This is a genomic window from Brevibacillus sp. FSL K6-0770, from assembly GCF_038000275.1.
In the GTDB taxonomy this organism is placed as follows: domain Bacteria; phylum Bacillota; class Bacilli; order Brevibacillales; family Brevibacillaceae; genus Brevibacillus; species Brevibacillus parabrevis.
On the sequence record NZ_JBBOBQ010000001.1, the window covers coordinates 5,260,738 to 5,282,992 of the forward strand.

The following is a 22,255-nucleotide window of genomic DNA, read 5'->3' on the forward strand; positions in this document are numbered from 1 at the left end:
GGAACAAGTCGCACCTACTTCTTGCCAGGAATATCCTTACCTTTTCCACAACAGGAAATAGTTATGCTCTAATCCTTTTTGATAAAGGGGATAAAAGAATTGCCGACTTTGCCCGTTCGCCGAAGCTTCACATCTACGTTGATTTTCACCTTCAGGTCGGCAAAAGCCTCGTTCCAGTTGTGCTTGACCTTTTCCCAGCCCTTTGGATCGTTCTGGTAAATGACTTGCCCAAATCCGAACGCATCGGAGTGAAATTGCTTCTGCGCTTTTGTAATCACATTCTGGATTTTTTCCTTGATTCGCTTTTCTACCTCTCGCTCCAATTTGTAGATCGTTTGCGACTTTGCCAGGTCAATCGCGCACGCTACTTCTCCTACATTTCCTTCCGCTTCGATTTTCACCTCGACTTGCGGTTTGCCGTTTACGACACGGCCATCAAGCGTCGATTTGCTGTGAATGATTTCAATGATGAGCTTGCTGTTTTTGTCGCACGGTATGGCTTCAACTGTGCTGTCCAGCCTGTCTGTAATATAGCTGAAGCCGATGCTTTCCTTTTCATTAAACCATCCTTGCAGCTTGTCTTCTTTGAAAACGCCGATATCCTCATACTTGAGCAGGGTAGAGACGCTTTCCTGCTGCGGGTTGTTTCCGTTGCTTCCTGTCTGAACCTTGCCTTTTACAGTAACCCCTACCAACACTGGCTCCGACCCTTCGCTCAGCAGCTGTGTAATAAATTCGTCCAGTTGGATCGAGATCACGGAGCCCCATGCTTTTTCGCCTGTTTCCAGGCTTTTGTACAGCTTGGTGGCAGGGATTTTCTCCAGCGGATCAAGCATGCTCAAAATGTGCAGGGCCGAAGTATCTTTCGCCAAAATGACGTAAAAATCCGGGCGAACTTCGTGATCGCGAAACAACAGGTCGAGCACCTCTTTTGTCCCTTCCCTCGCTACCTGCTCCCCCAACACCAATACTTGAATATGCGAAAAGTACAGCCGGCGCGGAGTCATGGTCGTCAAGCGGCGTATCCCCTCAAAAATGTCCGCAGATCGCATGCTGTACGTGGCTACTGCCGACTGAGTGCCTCCTGCCCCGTCCTTGGAGGCGGCAACTCCACCCGGATTGACGATTTGCGTAGACAACAAATACTCTCCGTCCACCTTGTCGATGCCCACCGCCATGACAATCGCCAAGTCGTTCAATTCCCTGCGGTTCCAACACCCTGTAGTCAACAGCAGCAGAACAGCGGCCAGAACGAACACCGCCTTTCGTTTCATGCTATTCCCACCTCGGCAATCAATTTAATGAACAGACTCTCTCGGAGGATTGGGCTTGTTGTCATGCTCTCTGATACTGTTTTTCGGCCGTAAAAAGTAGGGACGCGTGTGCATCATCCAGATCGGCAGGCGCAGCAGCGTATCTCTCTGGTCGGCCAAATTCAACGGAGCGAGCGGCGACATGTACGGAACCCCGAACGAGCGCAAGGTGCACAAATGCAGGCAAAGCGCGATCAAACCGACAAATACGCCAATCAGGCCAAAGCTGGCAGCAAGTGCAATCAAGCCGAAACGCAGCATGCGAATCGGAATGGACATGGAAAACGACGGAAACACAAAGCTCGTAATCGCCGTGATGGAGACGACGATGACGGTCGCAGGAGATACGAGTCCGGCCTGTACCGCCGCTTCGCCCAAAACGAGCGCCCCGACGATTGAGATGGCAGAACCTACGGCACGCGGCATGCGCACTCCAGCCTCACGCAGCAGTTCAAAAGTCAGCTCCATCAGCATCGCCTCGACAGCAGCCGGAAACGGTACACCCTCCCGCTGGGCCGCAATACTCATCAGCAAGTTCGTCTGGAGCATTTCCTGGTGAAACGTCGTAATCGCTACGTAGATGGAAGGACCGAGCAGCGCGATAAAAAAGGAAAGCAGCCGCAACATGCGAAGCAGGCCAAAATCCGAACGCTGATAGTAATCCTCCGGCGACTGAAAAAACTGGACGAAAATCGCCGGAACCAGCAGTACAATCGGCGTTCCGTCTACCAGGATCGCGACTCGCCCCTCCAGCAGCCCCGCTGCTACCGAGTCCGGCCGTTCGGTATTGTAAATCGTCGGAAACGGCGTAAAGGCCGCGTCCTGGATCAGCTCTTCTATGTTTCCGCTCTCCAAAATGCCATCGATATCGATCCTGTTTAACCGCCGCTGCACTTCCGCAATGACGTTTTCGTCCGCAACCCCCTTTATGTACATCACGCTCACTTTGGTCTGGGTCATTTTCCCGATCTGTTTCGTTTCCAGCCACAGATGACGGTTGTTGATCCTTCTTCGCACCAGCGCGGTGTTCGTCCGCAAACTTTCCGAGAAAGCCTCCCGGGAACCACGCACTACGGTCTGTACAGAAGTCTCCTGGACACCGCGATCCTCCCACTGCTTCGTATTGACGATAAAGCCCTGCGTACACCCCTCCACGAGCAGAACCGTATCCCCTGTCAATACAGCATTGAAAAGCTCGTCCAAATCATCCAGCAGCTCCACTCCACCCATCGTCAGCATGAAATCCTTGATCAACGACAGCGGCTCGTCTGCCAAAGCCTCGTCGGATGGAATCTCCCTTTTGTGCGCATGAACCATGAGCGACTCCATGAAGTTGCTGATCAGGCTTTTATCGACCAATCCTTCTGTGTACAGAATGCCTACCTCGATTTGCCCAATCGCTTCCATCCGTACAGTTCTGGTCACGAGGTCGGTGCTGTTCCCCAGCTCCCTTTTCACCACTTCCATGTTCTCTTCCAGCGAGCTGCTGAACGACACTTGTTGCTTGGCGTTATGACTCATTCTCCAATCACTCTTTTTCCAAATCAGGATAGCTTTACTATCCCTCAGCGAACATGGCTCTATGCCCATGAAAAAAAGCCCCCTGCACGTACAGGCGACTTCTTCGTTCTCTGGCATGTATATCATCGGGCGAACCTTTTGCTGCCCCGGTTACAGCTCGCTCTCTCGCAGCTTGACCACAGCCTGTGTCCGATTGCGAACTTGCAGCTTGGCGTAAATCTGGTGAACGTACACCTTGACTGTCCCGATCGTCAGGTGCAGCCTGCCCGCAATCTCAGCGTTGGACAACCCTTCTCCGATCAGAGACAGCACTTCTGCCTCCCGCTCGGTCAATTTGTCCAGTTCAGGCGACACGCGAATTTGAATGTCCAGCGCCGGAAACTCTTTTTCCATCGTCTTGAGCAGACTTGCCATATAGTCAAGTTCTTGCCTGGAGCACGCCTTGCTTTTGTAGAGGGCGTACAGCATTTTGGCGACCTCTGGCCCCTCGTCCAAAAAGATGCGCACGTAGCCTTCCGGTGCCGCCAACATCACCGCTGTGCGAATACATTCGGCTGCCTCGTGATGCCGCTTTTGGCTGTGATAAGCTTGGCTGAGCAAAATCAGCGTCTCGATCCGGCTCCCCAGCCGATCCTTCACCTCTGTCTCATGCTTTAGCCGGGTCAGCAGCTCACACGCTTCATTTTCCCTTTTGGCAGACAAGTACACACGAGCCAAAGTCAACCGTTCAAACTCGTGCCGGGAATGAATCAAGTCTTTGCTCATTTTTTCAAATTGGCTCGCCCATTGCTCTGCTTCTTCCCGCTGATTTTCGTCCAGCAACAGCCGCACACGAAACGCGTCCAGGAAAGCAATCCAATGAGGCGGGGCTTTTCGCTGGCGACACAGCTCCGCTATTTCCGCAAGCGGCAGCCACATCTCCGCCCCTCGCTTCTCCGCCTTTCGCCAACGGGTCAAAACCAGATAAGCCGGGACCAGTACGCCAAAATTCATCGTATTGCTTCCCAACTGCAATGCTCTTTGCACAAAGTACGTCAATTGCTCGAACTCGTTTTTCTCATAATACAGCTCTGCCATTACAATCGAGCCGTATGCGAGAATCCCCAGGCCGCTGTGCTTCCAAATCGTTCTGATGGCAGGGTAAAACTCGCTTACCTTGGACAAATAGCCGCTTAACGCCACGCGACTGCGAAGCACAAAAGCCTCGTCTCCATTCAGCTCAATCCCGACGATAAAATAGCGGCTGAATTTTGGCTTCATTTTGACCGATTCTTCCAAGTACGAAAGGGAGAGGGCAATATTGCGCAGGATCAACTGCACGTATCCGCGAAGCACCCAGATTTCTACCCGACATTCCTCAAGCCCCTCATTTTTGCCGTGCAGACCATCCTCAGCGAGATGCAACAACGCTTCTGCCTGCTCAAGCTCGTCCGATAATGCGTGCATCCAGGCAAAAGCAATGCACAGTTCGGGATGACTCTTGAGCCACACTGTATCAAAACGCCTCATCCAGCGGCGCAATGTCACATTTTCGTGCTGCTTCAACATCCAGGGAGCATGCTCGACGATCAGCCTGGTTGCACGCGACCAATCACTGCCCTTGAGCGCGTGGTCGATTGCTTCTGTCATCCATCCGTGGCCCTCAAACCATCGACTGGCAGCCACATGAAGCGTTGGCAGCTGTTCACTGTATGTTTTGCGCAAATGCGTGTGCAAAAGATCCGCAAATAAATGATGGTAGCGGTACCACTCGTTGACTCCATCCAGCGGTACGACAAAAGAGTTCGTACGTGCAAGCATCTCCAAAATGGCGTGGGCATCCGGCTCACTCGCTACGGCTGCGCACAGTTCCCCGGACAGGCGCGGCAATATGGAAGTTTTCAGCAAAAATTGCTGTACCGATTCCGGCAATCGCTTCAATACTTCTTCGGTCAAGTAGTCTTCCACGTATTTGTCATTGCCGGAAAAGCTGTGCATGGTAACCGTGGAGCCACCCTTCCCCTGCATGGACAAAGCAGCCAACTGCAACCCGGCAATCCAGCCCTCTGTCCGTTTGCTGAGTACGTGAATGTCCTCGTATGACAAATCTAGCCCGAGCAGTTCGTTAAAAAGCTGACGACATTCCTCTTCATTGAACCGGAGATGCTCCGCGCCCAATTGTCCCAGCTGTTTGCGTACGCGCAAGCGATGGAGAGACAGCGGCGGCTCCTCACGGCTGATGAGAATGACGTGTAAAAAAGGCGAGGCGTGCTGGAGCAATGTTTGCAAACCTTCGTGAATCGAGCGCTCCTTGATCAGATGATAGTCATCCAGCACCAAATAATAGTCGGTAGGCATTGCAGCGATTTCTTCAAGCAGCATGGAGAGCAGATTGTCTGCTGACGCCGCATAGGTCAAATCGAGCATCGCAGAAGCTTCACGACCAGCTTCCCGTTGTGCCATGCTCAATGCTTTTGCGAAGTAGCGCCAAAAACGGGCCGGATCGTTATCCGCCTCATCCAGCGACAGCCATCCCGCCGGCTTGCCGATACTCGTAATCCACTGACTAACGGCTGTTGTTTTCCCGAACCCGGCCGGAGCGCAAATAAGGATCACTCTGGCTGTCCTGACTTCATCGATTTCTTCCACCAATTGATGCCGATGCAACAGGTCCGAACCATATGTAGGAACATGTAATTTCGTTGCGATAAGTGAACTGTACTTTCCTTGATCCATGTGCATCTCCCTGCCTAAAAAGAAAATGACCCCACAAAAGAGCAGCCTTTTTGTCTCGATCCAATATGTGCACAAAGTTATTATGTGGAATCCTTCCGAACAATGCAAGTAAACTGCCTTATAAGAAAAGAACGTTATGTGGACGCAAAAAAGCCCTCCAGCTAGAGGGCCCGTGCACGGCTTGCTTTTTACTTGATTAAATCGTATCTCCCGTAAACCAAAAATACCCTCCGGTCGCGATCGCCAAGACTACTATGATAGCGAAATACCATTTCGTGAATCGAAGGTTTACCCAGGTGCCTTCCCACCACATCGTGAGGTAGGCGACAACCCCCAGCACTAAAACAGCGACAAAAGCAGTCATAGGCGTACTCATCATAATCACCCTGTATATGGTTTTTCTTACATCAGCTCGCTTCCTAATATAATCGTCGCAACTATCGTGTGTCACCTATCTTTAGGTAGGTTTCTTGCAGAAAAGCAAAATTTGACAGAGTAAATTTTGAAGTGTTTAAATGTTATATGTTTACATTTTTGTTGGAGGTGCACAAGTTTGGAGAATCATTCATTGCCGGAAGCAGATTCATCGGTGGCTCCCCCAATTCCACCACCAGACAGACCGATTCTGGAAGGACCGCAAGTAATGGGGTCCATTACGCAGACTTACGGAGCGTCGATTTTTTTCCTGCGTTGGGGAGCGCATGTGATAGATTACATTTTGCTCATTTTTTTCGTCTTAGGGATGGTCGCGCTGGCTGGGCGTTCGTCTGACGATCCGGCCATTATCGGGTTGCTTGTTTTCGTACTCGGAATTTTATCTTACTACGTTCTTCTGGAAGGTTTTACTGGCTATACCATCGGGAAATTCGCCCTGCGAATCAAAGTGGTGAATCAGGAAGGTCAACCGCCAGGGCTGTGGAAATCGGTCATTCGTTCCTTGATCCGCATCGTCGAAACCAACCCGATGCTCATCGGCGGATTGCCTGCCGGGATCAGCGTACTGGTGTCGAAAAAGAAGCAACGGTTCGGCGATATGGCAGCGAACACTTTTGTCGTGAAAGTAAAAGATTTGAAAAACGAGAGCAAGCAGCTGACCACCAGCTTTGCCATCGGCTTCTCCTTGTTGGCGCTCGTTATCATTGCTTGCGGTATTTATGGCGTTTCCTTTTATGCCAAGCAAGACCCGTTAACAGGTTCGTTTGAGAACAAAGCTTTTTTTAACAAGGCTCTTTTCGCAAATTTTGTTGCTATTGCTGTTGTGGAAACGTGTGTTCTATAATGAAAATCAGGAAGTCTATAGGATTTCCATTTACCGTGAATGCACGCTTCGCTTGGTACTATAAATATCAAGCAACTCACGGCTTTTCTAAAAGCAACAATTTCTTAGAAAAGAGCGTTTAACAAAGACAAAACCATGCAAATCATTGCTCCGACTTCCTGGAGCGAGAATGCTAGTCTTCACCCAGACGCATCCATTGCCCTTTCCAACAACTTCGCGGACAAGCATCTGCTTATTCTCGCGGACTCTAAAGAAGAATTGAACGGTTCATTTGATTATCCCCAATACGTCGATTTCGTGGAATCAAACTTGTTCAGTGAATTGACAGATGCAATCGTGAGCAAGCATGTTCAGCTCACGATTGACGGACGTCTTTCCACTCAATTCACGATGCATGGGAAAGTCAATGGTCAAAGTATCTCCTATCTTGTAACCGTCACAGAGTCTCCGACGCACTTTTATCAGATTATGTGCCTGACGCAAACGAGAAAATTTGACAGACTGCATGGCGAGTTCAAGCAAATAACCGCCAGCTTTCACGAAATGCCAGAATCGCCGGAAAAAAGTGCTCGGCTTCGCCGGGCGTGCCTGCAAAGTCGCGCCTCCTTTTTCCATGCCAAAGCTCATAAAAAGTGGCTGCCCACAAGGACAGCCACTTTCTTTTATCTTGCTGTTTTTTCTGCATGGAGAAATTGTGTGAGCAGCTCATTAAACCGTTCGGCATGCTCCCAAAACATCATGTGCCCGCCCAATACTTCCACTGCGGACTCGGGGGCATGCTTTTCCATGAACCGTTTTGCAGTCTCGGCCCAATGCTCAGCCACAATCGTCAGCGTCGGCACCGACTCGCTCGCAACCTTTGCCTCTACCCGGTAGTCAGAGAACATCCCGGACGCGAACAAGTTCGCCGCGATATAAGGAGGCGTTTTGAGCGATTGCTCGATGATCCAGGAAAGCTCATTTTCCGCAAGCTCTCTTTGCACCATGACCCCTGTCGCGTAGCCCGAGATAAACTCCCGCTGCTTCTCGGCATCCCGCGTGTAGTAGTTGTAGGCGGCGGCGATTTCATCGAGCGGCCCTTCCACCCAATCTTGCTCGTGATTGGTGGAGAGCGGCTTCGGCGACAAGTCGACGAACACGAAAGATTTTACGTTTCGCGTGCCGTGCTGCCGAACGTATTCCCACATCGTCAAGCAGCCAAATGACCAGCCGACCAGCGTCACATCCACAAGCCCCAGCGCCTCGATGACTTTTGCCAAGTCAGTACCGTGCGTGGCATAGTCGTTGCCGTGCATCGTCACGGACGATCTGCCATGGCTTCTCGGATCAATCGCGATCACCCTGTTAGTCTTTTGAAAATGCTCGATCTGCTTGTGAAACACTTCGGTTGTAAACGTCCAGCCCGGGATCAGGACGATCGGATCACCTTGTCCCACGTCCTGCACAAAAATCTCGACCCCTGGCTCCACCTTCACATATTTTCCACCTTGCAACATGGTCGCAGCCGCCTCCCATCGTGAGTGAATACTCAGACTTTTTATCCGTTATTCTCTTCACTTACGGAAAAACCCTTCTTTTCAAAGATCAGGCGAGCACATCCGACTTGCGTAATCGCCGGAGGACAACTGTACTGATTCCCACTCCGAACAATGCGTTCATCAGCAGAAAAACCACGTTGCTGCCAAAATCAAGTCCCTCCTGGCTCAATACCCCCATCCCCACTGTTAACAGCGAATGCGGGAAAAACAATCCGAGCTTCAGCACATACATTCCCAGCCCGAAAAAAACGGCACACAAACCGATGCCGACTGGCGTTGCAAAGCTTTTGATCCGCATCGAGAGCGCCAATTGAAAAACCGCGATCGTCATCGCCGCGATCCATCCGCGCAACAACCAGCCGGGCAATTCTGCGGGAAGCAACGCGGAAAGCCCTGCCAAAAGCCCGCCGCATACATACAGCAAGCAAAAGAACGCTTGGACTAGGAGAAGAAGAGTTGCTACGACTCCCAGTTTGGCTGCAAACAGGGCCGCAAGCGATACAGGTGCGGTCAGCACCAGATGCCAGTTTTTGTTTTGATGCTCCAGTCGGCATTGATACGAGCAGCCGATCGCAATGAGAATAGGAAAGAAAAACTCTCCGTAGAACAAGCCAACCTGCGACCACAAGCTGTACCATTCCTTTTGCAGCGTCCCTTGGTTCATGACGTAATTGGCCCAGCCGATGATGACGCTGACCAAAGGCAGGAGCATGAACACCACCCAAATATGGGAGCGGCGCATTTTCAACCACTCCGCCTGAAAGCATTGCTTGATCATCACTTCTCCCCCTACCCTTCCAGTCTGGATGCATGGCGTCTTCCCATGAGAAAAAGCAGCGCGGCAACCGCCAGCAAAACAGCCGCGGCAGACGAGATCGGGCCTGCCTCCCGGACGACGAATTGCATCTTTTCGCTCGCATACTGCTGTGTAACGGGACTAAGCCCCGTATAGTACGCCCAGACGAATACGCGTCTTGCCGCTTCCGGAAACAAATCGCCTACCATTCCGAGAAAACCGCCGAGCATCCCCAGGCAAAGCGCAAACGCCTGATTTTTCACCACCGTAGAAATCCACTGCTGCAAGGCAAGGACGACCAGCGTCGTGACCAGCGTGCCGAAAAGAAACCGTGCCAACAGCACAAGCGGAACAGACGTCAAGTACCCGGATTGGACGCCAAACACCGCAATCGCCAGCAGCTGGCACAGGCAAACGCCCAGCATGATCAATCCGGCGCAAGCGTACTTCGCCGCATACAGCTTCCCTGGCTGCACGGCCATAGAGCGAAGCAGCCTCCACGTATTCCCTTTATGCTCCATGTCGCAAATCCGGGAAACGACAATAGCCGAAAGCAATGGCAAAAACAGTCCGTTCATCGTGGACAGCATGGCGACGATCACTTCCCAGCCCGCGCTGTCACGATTGCGCTCAAAAGACATGCTGACGGCGATCAACGCCCAGACAAGCTCCACCGTCAGAAACAAAAGCGCCATCGGCAACACATATTTGCGACGCAGCTTGTAAAACTCAAGCGACAGCGCCTTCCTCACAGACTCTCGCCTCCCCCTGTAAGCTTCAGGAACATGTCTTCTAGGCTTCTTTTCTGTTCCTCGATGCGAAGCACATCAATATGTTCAGCCAGCAGAATCCTGTTTGCCTGCGCTACCTGTCCATCGGCAAGCTTTTCAAAAACAAGCGCGCCCTCCTCCACGCCGGGGAAAAAGCCTGCCCGCATCAACACGTCCCTCGCCGCCCTGTTATCTGTCGTTTTGATGATAATGCGCGGCTGGTTTTTTTGGTGCAGCTCGCTCAGCTTGCCCTGGAACAGCATGTGACCATGATTGATAATGCCCACGGAAGTCGCGATCTGGTCGATTTCGGATAAAAGGTGGCTGGAAAGCAAAATCGTCATTCCATATTGTTGCGGAAGCGCTTTGATCAGCTCCCGGATTTCTCCGATTCCCGCAGGGTCCAAACCATTCGTTGGCTCATCCAAAATCAACAGCTTGGGAAACGCCAGCAATGCCATCGCAATTCCTAGCCGCTGTTTCATCCCCAGTGAATACTTTTCAACCTGCTTCTCCTTCTGTTTTTCCAGACGCACGATTTTCAGCGCTTCCTCGATGTTTTTCGCCGGAACAGCGCGCAGCTTCTGCACGACACGCATGTTTTCCAGCCCGGTCAAGTGCCCGTAGTACGAGGGCGATTCAATCAGTGAACCGATTTGGCTGAGAACGAAGCGGCGGTTTGCCTGAAGCTCCTTCCCGAACACCTGTACCTGGCCGCTCGTCGGTCGTACCAGCCCCAACAGCATCTTTAATGTAGTCGATTTCCCTGCTCCGTTCGGTCCAAGAAATCCGTAAATCTCCCCTTCGCGAACGGACAAGTTCACTTCCTTCACGCGCAAGGCATCACCGTATCGCTTCGATAGTTTGGTAGTAGATAGGATCGTCTCCATCTGTCCCTCCTGCAATGGCTTTTTCTGGCATATTCGAAGTATGACAGGAGATTCTTTCAGCAATCTGACGTTCACCTTACACTAGCCTTAAATTTGCTGCAAAAGCCGATTATCCCGCGCCAAAGCCGCTATAGTAGAGAGAGGTGATGACAGATGGACGAACTGAAACAGAAAAAGCTGCTTATCGTCGATGATGAGCCTGAAATCCGAAAAATGATCGAGCATTTTTTGCGCAAAGAAGGATTTATGCGCATTTACCATGCGGGCGATTGCAGAGAAGCGCTGGAGCTTTGTCGTTCCATCCAGCCTGACCTCGCCATTCTTGATGTCATGCTGCCGGATGGCGACGGCTTTTCCTTGCTGCAAGCGATCCGGCATATTTCGAACCTGCCTGTGCTGTTTTTGTCTGCCAAAGGACAGGATGAAGACCGAATCCTCGGCCTCGGACTGGGCGCGGATGATTACATCGTGAAGCCGTTTTTGCCACGGGAGCTTGTCTTGCGGCTAACGGCTATTTTGCGCAGAGTGTACATTCCCCACACGCCGGAAAAACGCCCTGTTTTTCAACTGGACGACCGTCTCATTGACTTGGAGGCTGGCACCATTCGTCATGGCGGAACAAATATCCCGCTGACCGCAAAAGAAATCGCTCTGCTCGGCAAGTTTTATGAGAACTACAATCGCATCGTCACGAGCGACGCGCTCTGTCAGGCCGCATGGGGCGACGACTATTACGGCTATGAAAATACGCTGATGGTGCACATTCGGCGCATTCGGGAAAAAATCGAAGCGAATCCTTCCCGGCCCGCTCATTTGCTGACCGTGCGCGGACTCGGCTACAAGCTGATCGTAAAGGAGGAGTAACGATGGAAGGCACCTCGCGCATTATCAAACGTTTTGTTCACGCCACCATCCTGATTTCGCTGCTGCTCTTGGCTCTCAATGCTGTCGTGCTCTTGATCTGGATCGGCAGCGGGATCAGCGATGGCGCCTCTCCTTCCGCTGTTGTGCATTTCGTCAGCGACGACTTGCATGGCAAGCGAGACGCCTATGCCATCGCTCCCCGCTCGCAACAACTGTTGGAGCAAAACGGGGCGTGGGCCATGCTGATCGACTCCAAAGGCTACGTGGCATGGAAGTTCCAGCTCCCTGCCGAACTGGAACGGCCGTACTCTCTCGCAGATGTAGCCAAGTTTTCACGCAGCTTCCTGGGCGATTATCCGGTCTTCACCTGGGAACATCCAGATGGCCTTGTCGTCGTCGGTTACCCGAAAGGCTCCTACGCCAAATACCAGCATATTCTTCCGGTTGGCTGGGTGGAGAATTTGCCCGGGAAGGCGTTCTTTTTGTTGGCAGGCAACATCGTGCTGGCTCTGTTGCTCTCGCTGTTCATCGGTTCCAGACTCATCGCTTCCATCCGCCCGCTGACAAGCGGCATTCAAGCGTTGGGAGCAGACAAGCCTGTCCAGATTGAGCCAAAAGGCGTGCTGGCGAATCTGGCGGTAAGCATCAATCATGTGTCCGCCCTGCTGCAACAAAAAAACGCAGCTCTGAAAGCAAGAGACGCGGCCCGCTCCAACTGGATTTCCGGCGTTTCCCACGACATCCGTACGCCGCTTTCCATGCTCCTCGGCTACGCGAGCGACATCGCTGACAGCCCGGAACTGCCGGCAGAACAGAGGCGCTTGGCCGCGATCATGCGCCAACAAGCCGAGCGCATCCGTTCTTTGGTGAGTGATTTGAACCTCGTCTCCATGCTCGAATACGAGATGCAGCCGCTGGGCAAAAAACCGCTGCGGTTGTCGGCAGTCGCCAGACAAGCGGCCTCGGAGCTGTTGAACAACGGACTGGATGAGCGATATCAGCTGGAAGTAGAGCTTGGAGATGAATCCCCGCAAATCGATGGGGATGAGCGCCTTTTGTTGCGTGCCCTTGCCAATCTTTTGCAAAACAGCATCGACCATAATCCGGCGGGGTGCCAGCTGCGCATCCAAACCTTTTTTGATCCCGGCAACCAAGCTTGTCACGTAGTCGTCTCAGACAACGGAAGCGGAATTTCCCCAGACGAACTGCCCGACTTGCTGGAACTGCCTTACGCAAGCAAACGCAAACGCCCGCGCCAGAACGGACACGGCTTCGGCCTTCCCATGGCCGAGCGAATTGCCAAGGCTCACGGAGGAAAGCTGTCGTTATCGAGCGAGATCGGCAAAGGCTTCTGCGCGAGTATGGAGCTGCCTGTCCTCTCGCAAAAAGAAAAGAGCAAGCCGTAATGGCCTGCTCTTTCTCCGGTTAGATTTCTTACTATTGCGAATAAAAGGTTCGTGACTGCGGTGCAAAAAACAACCGTACGTCACAGCACGGCGTCCCATTTGCTCACTAATTTTTTGCATTCACCGGATTTCAGTTGGTTCGCTCCGTTTGACGCTTATCGCTGAATAGCTGTGTTAAGCTAATCATTCAATCCTTTTCCGTTTAGAATTTGCTCCATGTATTTTTCCACTCTCGCCACTCGCGTCTTGGATTGTTTCGGTTCAGAAAAATAATAAAGGTATGCTCTCTGCCGTCCCGGTGTCAACGCTTCGAAGGCAGCTTTCAGGTCAGGATTTTCAGCCAATTTCGTTTGAAATTCTTCAGGAGCGGTATATTCTTCTGTCTTCTTGAAATCCACTTCCAAACCGGCTTTTTCCACTTCAATAGCCTGATGAATATAGGCTTTCAAGACGTCTTCCATCTCCACGATTTCTTGTACGTTGGTAAAGCGAATTTGCCGCGCCGCCTGTACATTTTCCGTCTGCTGGATGAGGATTCCGTGCGGATCTTGCAACAACGCACCTTTGTGGAACAGGAGCGCACAGTATTCTTTGAAACCATGGATTAAAACGACGTTCTTTTTCTCAAGCGTGTAACAAGGATGCATCCATTTAAAATCTTCGGTCAGCCCACAGTCGAGAACGATTCTGCGCAACTGCACAAATTCTTCCTGCCACTTTTTCGCTTTGCTTAAAAATTCGTCGACCTTCGGATGCGCACTACTATTTGTCATCAAAGAGCACTCCTCTTCCATCTTTTGATCAACTGACAGTGAAAAGAATGTTCATTCAGTCGTAATAACCTCTTGCTCTTAATTTTGCCCATTCTATCATAATTAAGACTGTGACTATGCGAACAACCGCGACAATTCACTTGCACGCAATTGAAAAACCTCCCATTCGAGCACTCTATCCCGTTTGCTGCAACTGGAAGGCTTTTCATTTGTGTGTATGGAAATGATCATCCATTCATCTAGCATTGCGGACGGAGGTAATCAGCGGTACATCCGGCTATCCGGTTATTATGCCAACGCCTTTTCCAGCTCGCTGCACCACTTGCTCCAGCCGTACTTCGCTCCACCCAGTGCCTGCTCATTGGAGATTCCGGATTGTTCGAGATGCAGGTTAACTTTTCCGTCTCCTAAATCCTGTAGCGTCCAGACAACTGTGTGCTTCTCTCCCCCGCTGCCCCACGTGTAGGACAAGCGGTTTGGTTCGTCTACGATAAGCACTTCGCCCTCAACGACTCCATCCCAATATTCGGTCGGCTGAGTGCGAAACTGAAAACGATGTCCCACCACAGGTTTAAAATCATTTTCCATCGGCTCTCCAGTCTGGATGTTGCACACCCATTTGGCCAGCTTGCTTGAATCAGTCAAAGCGGACCACAGCTTCTCAAGCGTTGTCTTGTACTGAAAATCCAAAGATAATGTCAAACTCATTCTGCTTCCTCCTCTAATAGTTGGTTCAAGCGCAACAAATTCGCACTCCAAAACTTGCTGTAGAAAGCCACCCAATCTTGAATTTCCCTCAGTGGAGCCGCGTTGAGCCTAAATCGCGTTTCCCTGCCGACTTTGCGGTCGAGCACCAGTCCGGCCTCTTTCAGAATTGTCAAATGCTTGGATACCGCCGTCCGGCCCATTTGAAACTGTGCCGTTAGTTCATGAAGCGGCAGCTCCTCTGCTCCGGCCAATAACTCAATCAGTCGTCGCCTGGTTGGGTCCGCTACAGCATCAAACACATCCCGAGACTGGTTGTTTTCGTTTTCATTCTCGTTCACAACACTCCCTCCAAAATATTAATTTCTGTAGGACATAGGTATTGGTGGCGCGAAAGGACGAATGTTAATTTTGAGCACCTCCCTAAAGTTTGCACCCTGTGAATGCAGCGCCCATGCGGCGAGATTTAGCGCGGAATAAAAGAGCGGGAAGATAGCAGAAAACTCGCAATCACCGTAAGCGTTGGCAAACACATGAGAGAAAGCTGCACCAGTCATTCAAATGTAGATACCAGCGTGAACCATTCTTTCAGCCGAGGTAAACCTGGCACGGCAAGAGCGATGGCTCCGAGCACTTTTCAAATCTCGGGGATGGTTAAGAGGGTTAAGATAGTCAAGACGGTCAAGATGTATAGCGGGCAACCAAACTTCGCCACCAGCTCGACGCTTCTCCCGCTTGCATCAGTTGACCAATGCAACTTACCATCACCGTTGCTGCGAGTAAGAATGTCGCTGACCAATAAGCAGTTATTTTTCCCCAGGGCTGAATTTCTACACTCGCGATTGTTCTGGCCCTGATCAGCTGGTCCATCTGTCTCCCCTCTCATCCATATTTCCAATGAGGCTTATTCAGGTTGTGAGCTTTGCAAATGGTTTTTTCTTATTGGACACCTTTTAGTGTCTGTTTTGATAATAAGACACTAAAAGGTGTCCTGTCAACAAGAGCTTTTTTTCTGCATAGGTCTGAAAGTCAGTGCGTGGGGAGAATTTGTCCCCTGAACACGTGCTAAAAAGCCTCGGCGCGTTAATGCCGAAGCTATCTATGTCCGCTAGCTCAAATCCCCTGGAAAATTGTATACTTGCTACCCAATCTATATACTTGAACGGATGTTAGGATGCTGACAAGGAGATAGGTGCATCTTGCGGGATTGTGGGTCTCCCCAACATAGGGAAATCGACAAATACACGCTCTCCCTTCGGCTGTGACTTATGACTCGCTATACGTTTGCTCTTTCGTCATTTGCTTCCCATATAGCAAATGCGCCATAACCTAAAAACTCGCGCACCTCAAGAAGTTAGCGCCTGTAACGCTCAGATCACTCATGAAAATCGCTCCTGTTCGTCTTTGTGTAAACTTCAGCCATTGGCAAACGCCAACTCAACACAGCTTCGGCAAACGCAAAACATCTGAGAAGATGAACAAGCCAACTGAGCCATCCCCGAAAATGAATGTCGCGTCTTAGCGCACGCGGCAATGCCCCCTTTATTTTTCCTTAGTGTGCGCATCTTCATGCAATGCTGTTCCCTCCCTCGTTAACAAATTGTCTGGTTTGTCGAACATAAACAATGTAAATTCAGACATATGAGTTGTACGATAATATTGCCTGTTGTTCATTTTCTTTCTGATCCGTTGAATTCCAATCCTCTCCCAAATTATGCGTTTGTGATCGATATTCATGTGTTACGCAATAACTCGGCTACGCCTGAAAGCTATGCCATTGCCGGAGTGATCCGGACGTCTACTCAATCAAACGTTCCTCTTCCTCCAACAAATGCTAACGGAATAACTACATTTGACATTATTTTCATGTCCCAAATAGATAGTGGAGACGGAGTGAGCGTTCAGGTCAAGTCCGCTTTTAACCATAGATTCCTGCGGGCTGCCCTTGTTAACACGAGATGAGCTGCATGATTATTCCAAGCACAAATCCGAGTTTCTGTTTTCTGATGCAAAACAACTGACAGGCAGACTTTTATGCAGCGCCCCTGAACTGAACTTGCCATCAATCGCAAGAAAGAGAGTGCTTTTTAAGTGATTTCCTTACCTCGGAACGGAAATCCATTCGATGAAACCACATGTTATCGCTCGTATGAAAGACAGTGCAAAAAAAGTGGATAATCCGCATTCACTGTTGAATCGGATTATCCACCAATTGCTCCCCAAGCTTGGGTCTATTTTTCTATCTTAATCTACCTGTCCGCGATCGCCTCCACGCCATCCGCCTGCTTCATCGCTGTATGCGGCAGAACATCCGTATAACTCAGCGCAACAATACTATTCAAGACGTTGTACAAAAAATGCGGCTTGATTTGCGATTGCAAAAACGCAACCTCCAGATCGACCGCCTTGGCGAGCGACTCCTTCATCGCCAGCAGGCTGCCGATTCTTGCCTTCAGCTCCGCCAGTTCGAACGGCTTCGGCAAGAAGTCGTTCGCCCCCGCTTCGAACGCCGCTACCTTGTCTTGCGGTTGAATCGCAGCCGTCACCATCAGCACGGGAAGCTCCAGCAGCGTTTACGTTTTGCGAATCTCCTGGCACACTTCGTACCCCGACATGCCCGGCATCATCAGGTCGAGAATGACAAGATCTATCTTATGCCGCTGGCTGATTTGTTCCAGCGCCTCATAACCGTTTTTGACGGCAATGACGTTATAGCCAAAAGGCTCCAGCGGCGCATCGAACAGATAGGGAATGTTTTGCGCTTCGATTCCTGTGCCTGTGTCCTGAACCGAAATTTCAATCATGCCGTCCGTCTGTCGCCGCTGCCGTTACGGCAATACTGCCGCCCTCGGTATGCTTGACCGCGTTGTCGATCAGATTGCCGATGTTTTCAAACCGTAAACCGCTGCCGTATCGCCGACTTTGATCCGCAGACGGTATGTTGCCATGCCCAAAGTATTCATCTGGTCCGACCACGAGCCCGGCACTTCGATCCGCCTCGGCAAACGATTGTTTTCATTCGCGGGGGAGGATGTGAAATCTTCATGGAAGAGTAGCTTGTCCGGGTAAAACTCCCATTCGCCGTCCAACGGAACGATGCCTTTGTCTGCAAACCGACATGCGGTCAAATCCAGCAGCCCGTTCTCCACCCTTGGCGTCTGCTTCCCGTCCGGCGAGAACCAAACGAGAAACATGCCGTATGTTGCGGCCAATATGACCAGCGTGACCAGTGCCGCTGCAATCGTTTTTCTCATCGTCCGCTCATCCCTGGTGTCTCATTTGTTGATACAATCTTACCGTCTCCTCTTCCATCGCGACCCCCAGCTCATCGCGAATGACCCGCTCCAACTGCCAATAAACGCGTAGCGCCTCATTGCGGTTGCCCGCTTCCAGATGCAATTTGATGAGCTCGCGGCCATCCGTCTCCGACTCCGGTGCAATCGCCAAAATGCGCTGCAAGCTGCCCGCCGCGAGTACCGCATTGCCGCCCATTCAAAAGAGCCTGTACATGCGGCGAAGTGCACGGATGTATTGGCTACATTTCTGATTTCCTCGACACAAATGGTCCTACTCCTTGCTTTCGTCGGTTTCGCCTTCGTTCCCTGCAAATCGTTTCCGTCCCAACAATAGCGGTAAAATGGGGCACGTCCCCTGCTTGGTAACACCCTCGCGTCACCCCATTCTTGCCGAGTTGCTTACTCCGCAATCGCTTTCTTATGCCGCATGCACCAAGCCACGACCATCTCGCGTAATTTTTTTTGACGGTAGAGCAGCATTTCTACTACCATTTCTTTTTCGAGTTTTGGCAATACGTTTTCCGGTACTGTCTCCACAATGTCTCGTATCATGTGTTCAGGAATTTTCTCGATTTTATCCACATGCGGCAAAAGCTGGCGAAAGGTGCGGATATAGGCGCGCAAGCCTCTTGGATAGTGGAAATTGTATTTGCTTACATTCAGCCAGTAATCCGCGCTCCAATGGATTTTTCTCCACGTAACTCCCCCTAAAACCGCGCTGCCGTGGTCGATCAAATAAAAATCATAGTGCTTCCCTTTGAGGAAAACAATCAGATTTCCCCCGTGCCGATCAATGTTGCAAATCCATATATCAAAAACAAACGTAAGTAACAGTTGTTCGGGATTGTGCAAATGTTTAACGGGCGAACCGCCTGTTTTTTTGGTTAGCTGGAACCAGTTGAAATGGGCGGCCATCGGCTTAGCAATGGAGACGATCCCTTGCTTTCCCTCAACAACCGTTAGTTCTACAGTCGCTACGTTTAGCTCCAGCAGCTTGGCTAGATGATAAGCAATCAGCTCGTTTGCAATCACATTGCCCCACTTCGCGTTTTTCTTGCAAGGAAATTTGAAGTATCCTCGTTGAATTTTGCCGTTCACAGATCGCCAGACGGACCAGACTGTGCCGAATCTGCGAGAAAATTTGCGGTGAGTTCTCCACTTGTTTGTGCTCATCCCTCCACCCCCTTGTACAATTTATGTAGGACAGGCAAGGCGAGGAACGGCATATATAATGACTGGCCGAACTCATTTATTTGTCAGTTTCTCGGTGTTTCGGATGAACTCTCATTTGTCGAGGAAGTCACGCTCCTACTGCCTGTGCGCTAGTCTCCCCATCTGCTTCGCTCGTCATTTTAGGACAATCATTCATTATCCGTTTTCTCGTTATGGTATTTGTCACAATCCCAATTCCACAATCCTTGCCGTCCGTTCACCGGCACCGGAGCGATCGGCTTTACGTCAACCATCTGCCAGGCAAACCTTCCGCGAGCAAACCAACCGAAGCTGAGTTCATTGCCTTTTATCGGTATCGCCGCATCATCTGCGTCACGCCAGGCGGCAACTTCGCCTGTTCCGGGGGCGATAATGATTTGCAGGCAATCTTCAAGCTTTACGGTTGCAATCACCGCGCCTGTCGGCAAATTATCTGCCGAGTAGCCATGTTTGGAAAGGACCGACCGTATTGGCTCCCTGTAGCACGCCTCCTTGTCCACCTTTTTGGCCGCGTGAATCGCGAGAGGGCCGCGGTATTTCGTGGCCCACCCCCGGGTTTCAAAGCGTTTCTCGCCAAGAGCGATCAATGTTGCCCAAGGCTGGTGGATCGTGATTGTCTTCATGCCGTTTCCTCCTGTGAAATCCTCGAATCTTTCTACCGAAGTCCCTTCTTAATGTAAGGACAATTTGTCGCGACATTAAGGAGGAGATTATTCATGCTGAAAAAGGGTTATTGTTGCGTTCCATTCAAATTTATTTATCAGTATAAAACAAACAAACCGCCCTGTGGACGGTCTACATTATATGGCACTTTAGCAAATTGAAATTGGATAAATCGACTCACGCAGGATAACAGATCGCTCCAAAGATCGGAATCGAAAATGTGTTTACGCAGCAACGTAGTCTCGTTGAAGGTAAGGTGAATGGCTGTATCAACATACTAGCGATCTAGACTTGTTCGAATGAGATAAGATTAGCCCCCTTTTATGAAAAGAGGGCACTCATCCAGTCACACAAACCTATGCTCCATTCACTGCGGCATTGAGATAACCAAGTCTAGCATCCTCTCCGTATCCATGCCACTATCGTTTTACAAGCACCCAGACGATTTCGCAATCTTCGCTCCCGTCGTTGTATGCCCAGTGGGCCTCGCCAGCAGGAATAAGAGACGCATCATTTGCTGACATCCGATATTCACCTTCTTCCGTACCGGCAAGAATCGTTCCTTTTACGACGATTGAATACTCGTCCTGCGCATGACTCCCCGAACCGCTTAAAGGAATACGCGCACCAGGCGGAACGACGACGACACCGAAAGTAGCTTTTCCGTTCTCTACCTGCTCTTCGGTAAACAATATTTTCAGGGTTACACCTGGGCGATCTTCCGGTTGAATCGCATTGGCATTTACAATGAGCATTGCTGTTCCCCCTGTTCAAAAGACTGACGCAGCGGTGTCACCCCTTCTACACGATACGTTGCCTTGTCCAGCTCTACTCCGTACAAATCTCTTGCTTGTTCTACGGAAATATAGCCATTTTTGGCATCCAGGACGACCTTCTCTACCGGACGTTCCAGCGGGTTGCCGTATCCTCCGCCTGTTGCGGTAACAAGGCGCACGACATCTCCTTTATTAAGCGGAAAGCGTGCATATTTGCCAAATGGACCAACCACTTCGCCATTGGCTTTGACGATCTCAAATTCATTGCGGGAGCCGTCATGCCCCCCGTTAAAGCCCCATGGCAAATATTTGTGACGGCCAAAGGTTGCCGTGATCGTCTGACCATCAGACATCGCGCGGTACGAGCGGATAGCTCCTGAACCGCCGCGATATTTACCGGCACCAGCCCCATCCGTACGCAGGCTGTACTCCTCAACCATGATGCCATAACGTGTCTCGGCTACTTCGACCGGCACGTTGTACGTTTCCCCATCGCCGATGCAAAACTGTCCGGCCATCCCGTCCAGTCCGTCTCCTGCGCCCCATCCTCCGACTGAAGGCTCAACCACAAGGAACGGTTCGTTCGTATCCGGATGGATGCCGGATAGCACCACCCCGCACACCGAAAGCAGATGCCCCGCATTCAACCGATGGGGAACGACCGGTGCCAGTGCCTTCCAGACGAGATCCGCTCCATACATCATGGTTTCCCAGTAGGTTGATACGGCTGCCGGGCGTTCCGCTGAGAAAATGGAACGGTCATCGATAAGAATGTGGAGCGGGCGGAAAACGCCATCGTTTACATCCTGAGACGGGTTGGTCACCGCAAGGAAAATGACGCGAACGGCGGAAACCAAGGCGGTATAGGAGCAATTGACTGGACCCAGCACTTGCGGATGACTACCGCGGAAATCGCAAATAAACTCGTCATCGGTAATCGTGACCTTCACCTGTACCTTGAACGGACCGTTTCCAACTCCGTCATCATCAATAAAATCTACGGCTTCATACGTGCCCTTAGGCAGCTTGGCAATTTCTTTTACCGCCAACTGTTCGCCATGTCTTAACAAATGGTCAATGGCATCCTTCACTACCGCTTTTCCATGCTTATCGCACAATTCGCGAAAGCGCTTCTCCCCTGTTCGCAATGCTGCTACCTGCGCCCACATATCACCAAGCGAGAGATCGGGAAAGCGGACATTTGCTGCAATGATATCAACCAACGGCTGATTCAGCTTGCCTGCTTCAAATAGTTTGACGCAAGGAAATTGCAAACCTTCCTGAAAAATCTCCGTGGAGTCGGTCGTCCAGGAACCCGGGTCTTTTCCGCCTACTTCGGTCCAGTGGGCCTTGTTGGCCGAAAAGGCAATCAGCTCGCCCTCGTAAAAGATTGGCAGCACAAGACCTACATCAGACAAGTGGGAACCTCCTCCACCGTAAGGATCATTTATGATGATGATATCCCCCGGCTTTAGCTCCCCATGCTCGGAAAACTTTTTCAAAGTTTCCTTCACCATAAAGGTCAGCATCCCGATAAATCCGGTCACACCGTTGCCTTGCGTCAGAAGTTGACCTTTTGCATCTGTCAAGCCGCTGGCGAAATCGAGCACCTCGTAAATAATCGGACTCATCGACGTGCGCGCCAATGTATGAAACATTTCTTCCCCAATGGCGATCAGGGAATCTTTCACAATCTCAAGCGTAAACTGGTCATGTTTCAACGTTGTCTCACTCATCT

General features: G+C 50.9%; 21 protein-coding genes and 2 pseudogenes. 3 read left to right on the plus strand and 20 right to left on the minus strand.

Going from position 1 to position 22,255, the window contains the following annotated elements; translation table 11 throughout:
* Nucleotides 1-68: 68 nt before the first annotated feature.
* The 3 genes from NST23_RS24975 to NST23_RS24985 form a co-directional block, all read right to left on the minus strand.
* Entirely contained in the window at nucleotides 69-1,274 is a 1,206-nt protein-coding gene (locus tag NST23_RS24975) for a Ger(x)C family spore germination protein (RefSeq protein WP_122963719.1), read from the minus strand.
* Nucleotides 1,275-1,298: 24 nt separating this feature from the next.
* The gene (locus tag NST23_RS24980) at nucleotides 1,299-2,834 is read right to left on the minus strand and encodes a spore germination protein (protein WP_340964860.1); all 1,536 of its coding nucleotides are present in this window, start codon (nucleotides 2,832-2,834) and stop codon (nucleotides 1,299-1,301) included.
* 150 nt (nucleotides 2,835-2,984) lie between these two features.
* Entirely contained in the window at nucleotides 2,985-5,549 is a 2,565-nt protein-coding gene (locus NST23_RS24985; protein WP_274874431.1) for a LuxR C-terminal-related transcriptional regulator, read from the minus strand.
* A gap of 553 nt (nucleotides 5,550-6,102) precedes the next feature.
* Here NST23_RS24985 and NST23_RS24990 point away from each other — a divergent pair.
* On the plus strand, nucleotides 6,103-6,828 hold the full coding sequence (locus tag NST23_RS24990; protein ID WP_340964862.1) for an RDD family protein: 726 nt from the start codon (nucleotides 6,103-6,105) through the stop codon (nucleotides 6,826-6,828).
* Nucleotides 6,829-7,131: 303 nt separating this feature from the next.
* On the opposite strand, the gene NST23_RS24995 is transcribed toward NST23_RS24990, so the two are convergent.
* The 5 genes from NST23_RS24995 to NST23_RS25015 form a co-directional block, all read right to left on the minus strand.
* Nucleotides 7,132-7,455 (minus strand): hypothetical protein, encoded by a 324-nt coding sequence (locus tag NST23_RS24995; protein WP_340964866.1) that lies wholly within the window; start codon nucleotides 7,453-7,455, stop codon nucleotides 7,132-7,134.
* A 35-nt stretch (nucleotides 7,456-7,490) separates the two neighbouring features.
* Nucleotides 7,491-8,324: an alpha/beta fold hydrolase gene (locus tag NST23_RS25000; protein WP_122963714.1), complete on the minus strand. Its 834-nt coding sequence runs from the start codon at nucleotides 8,322-8,324 to the stop codon at nucleotides 7,491-7,493.
* A gap of 88 nt (nucleotides 8,325-8,412) precedes the next feature.
* Nucleotides 8,413-9,144 (minus strand): ABC transporter permease, encoded by a 732-nt coding sequence (locus NST23_RS25005; protein WP_287103065.1) that lies wholly within the window; start codon nucleotides 9,142-9,144, stop codon nucleotides 8,413-8,415.
* Nucleotides 9,145-9,155: 11 nt separating this feature from the next.
* Nucleotides 9,156-9,914, minus strand: coding sequence for an ABC transporter permease (locus tag NST23_RS25010; protein ID WP_122963712.1), 759 nt, complete (start codon nucleotides 9,912-9,914; stop codon nucleotides 9,156-9,158).
* On the minus strand, nucleotides 9,911-10,822 hold the full coding sequence (locus NST23_RS25015; RefSeq protein WP_173597689.1) for an ABC transporter ATP-binding protein: 912 nt from the start codon (nucleotides 10,820-10,822) through the stop codon (nucleotides 9,911-9,913). The genes NST23_RS25010 and NST23_RS25015 overlap by 4 nt, the downstream gene beginning before the upstream one ends.
* 153 nt (nucleotides 10,823-10,975) lie before the next feature.
* Here NST23_RS25015 and NST23_RS25020 point away from each other — a divergent pair, with 153 nt between their 5' ends.
* Nucleotides 10,976-11,686: a response regulator transcription factor gene (locus NST23_RS25020; protein WP_340964869.1), complete on the plus strand. Its 711-nt coding sequence runs from the start codon at nucleotides 10,976-10,978 to the stop codon at nucleotides 11,684-11,686.
* Between the two features lie 2 nt (nucleotides 11,687-11,688).
* Nucleotides 11,689-13,092: a sensor histidine kinase gene (locus NST23_RS25025; RefSeq protein ID WP_340964871.1), complete on the plus strand. Its 1,404-nt coding sequence runs from the start codon at nucleotides 11,689-11,691 to the stop codon at nucleotides 13,090-13,092.
* A 179-nt stretch (nucleotides 13,093-13,271) separates the two neighbouring features.
* On the opposite strand, the gene NST23_RS25030 is transcribed toward NST23_RS25025, so the two are convergent.
* The 12 genes and pseudogenes from NST23_RS25030 to NST23_RS25080 form a co-directional block, all read right to left on the minus strand.
* A complete protein-coding gene (locus NST23_RS25030; protein ID WP_122963708.1) occupies nucleotides 13,272-13,865 on the minus strand; it encodes a YdeI/OmpD-associated family protein in 594 nt (197 codons plus the stop codon).
* Nucleotides 13,866-14,153: 288 nt separating this feature from the next.
* Complete coding sequence (locus tag NST23_RS25035; RefSeq protein ID WP_122963707.1) at nucleotides 14,154-14,573, minus strand: SRPBCC family protein; 420 nt, start codon at nucleotides 14,571-14,573, stop codon at nucleotides 14,154-14,156.
* Complete coding sequence (locus NST23_RS25040; RefSeq protein WP_173599417.1) at nucleotides 14,570-14,911, minus strand: ArsR/SmtB family transcription factor; 342 nt, start codon at nucleotides 14,909-14,911, stop codon at nucleotides 14,570-14,572. The genes NST23_RS25035 and NST23_RS25040 overlap by 4 nt, the downstream gene beginning before the upstream one ends.
* 18 nt (nucleotides 14,912-14,929) lie before the next feature.
* Nucleotides 14,930-15,440 (minus strand): annotated as a pseudogene (locus tag NST23_RS25045) (DoxX family protein).
* Nucleotides 15,441-16,819: 1,379 nt separating this feature from the next.
* Nucleotides 16,820-16,996 carry a histidine kinase gene (locus NST23_RS28530; RefSeq protein WP_445662506.1) on the minus strand — a complete coding sequence of 59 codons (177 nt, stop codon included), beginning with the start codon at nucleotides 16,994-16,996 and terminating at the stop codon, nucleotides 16,820-16,822.
* Nucleotides 16,997-17,071: 75 nt separating this feature from the next.
* Nucleotides 17,072-17,374: pseudogene (locus NST23_RS28535) on the minus strand (response regulator); the annotation flags it as partial.
* Nucleotides 17,375-17,443: 69 nt separating this feature from the next.
* A complete protein-coding gene (locus NST23_RS25055) occupies nucleotides 17,444-17,824 on the minus strand; it encodes a hypothetical protein (RefSeq protein WP_122963703.1) in 381 nt (126 codons plus the stop codon).
* 7 nt (nucleotides 17,825-17,831) lie between these two features.
* Complete coding sequence (locus NST23_RS25060) at nucleotides 17,832-18,062, minus strand: bacterial transcriptional activator domain-containing protein (RefSeq protein ID WP_173597695.1); 231 nt, start codon at nucleotides 18,060-18,062, stop codon at nucleotides 17,832-17,834.
* Between the two features lie 203 nt (nucleotides 18,063-18,265).
* Nucleotides 18,266-19,039, minus strand: coding sequence for a HipA family kinase (locus NST23_RS25065; protein ID WP_340964872.1), 774 nt, complete (start codon nucleotides 19,037-19,039; stop codon nucleotides 18,266-18,268).
* A gap of 188 nt (nucleotides 19,040-19,227) precedes the next feature.
* Nucleotides 19,228-19,701 (minus strand): ASCH domain-containing protein, encoded by a 474-nt coding sequence (locus tag NST23_RS25070; protein ID WP_340964875.1) that lies wholly within the window; start codon nucleotides 19,699-19,701, stop codon nucleotides 19,228-19,230.
* Nucleotides 19,702-20,160: 459 nt separating this feature from the next.
* Complete coding sequence (locus NST23_RS25075) at nucleotides 20,161-20,496, minus strand: cupin domain-containing protein (protein WP_173599421.1); 336 nt, start codon at nucleotides 20,494-20,496, stop codon at nucleotides 20,161-20,163.
* On the minus strand, nucleotides 20,484-22,253 hold the full coding sequence (locus NST23_RS25080) for a hydantoinase B/oxoprolinase family protein (RefSeq protein WP_122963698.1): 1,770 nt from the start codon (nucleotides 22,251-22,253) through the stop codon (nucleotides 20,484-20,486). The genes NST23_RS25075 and NST23_RS25080 overlap by 13 nt, the downstream gene beginning before the upstream one ends.
* Nucleotides 22,254-22,255: the final 2 nt, after the last annotated feature.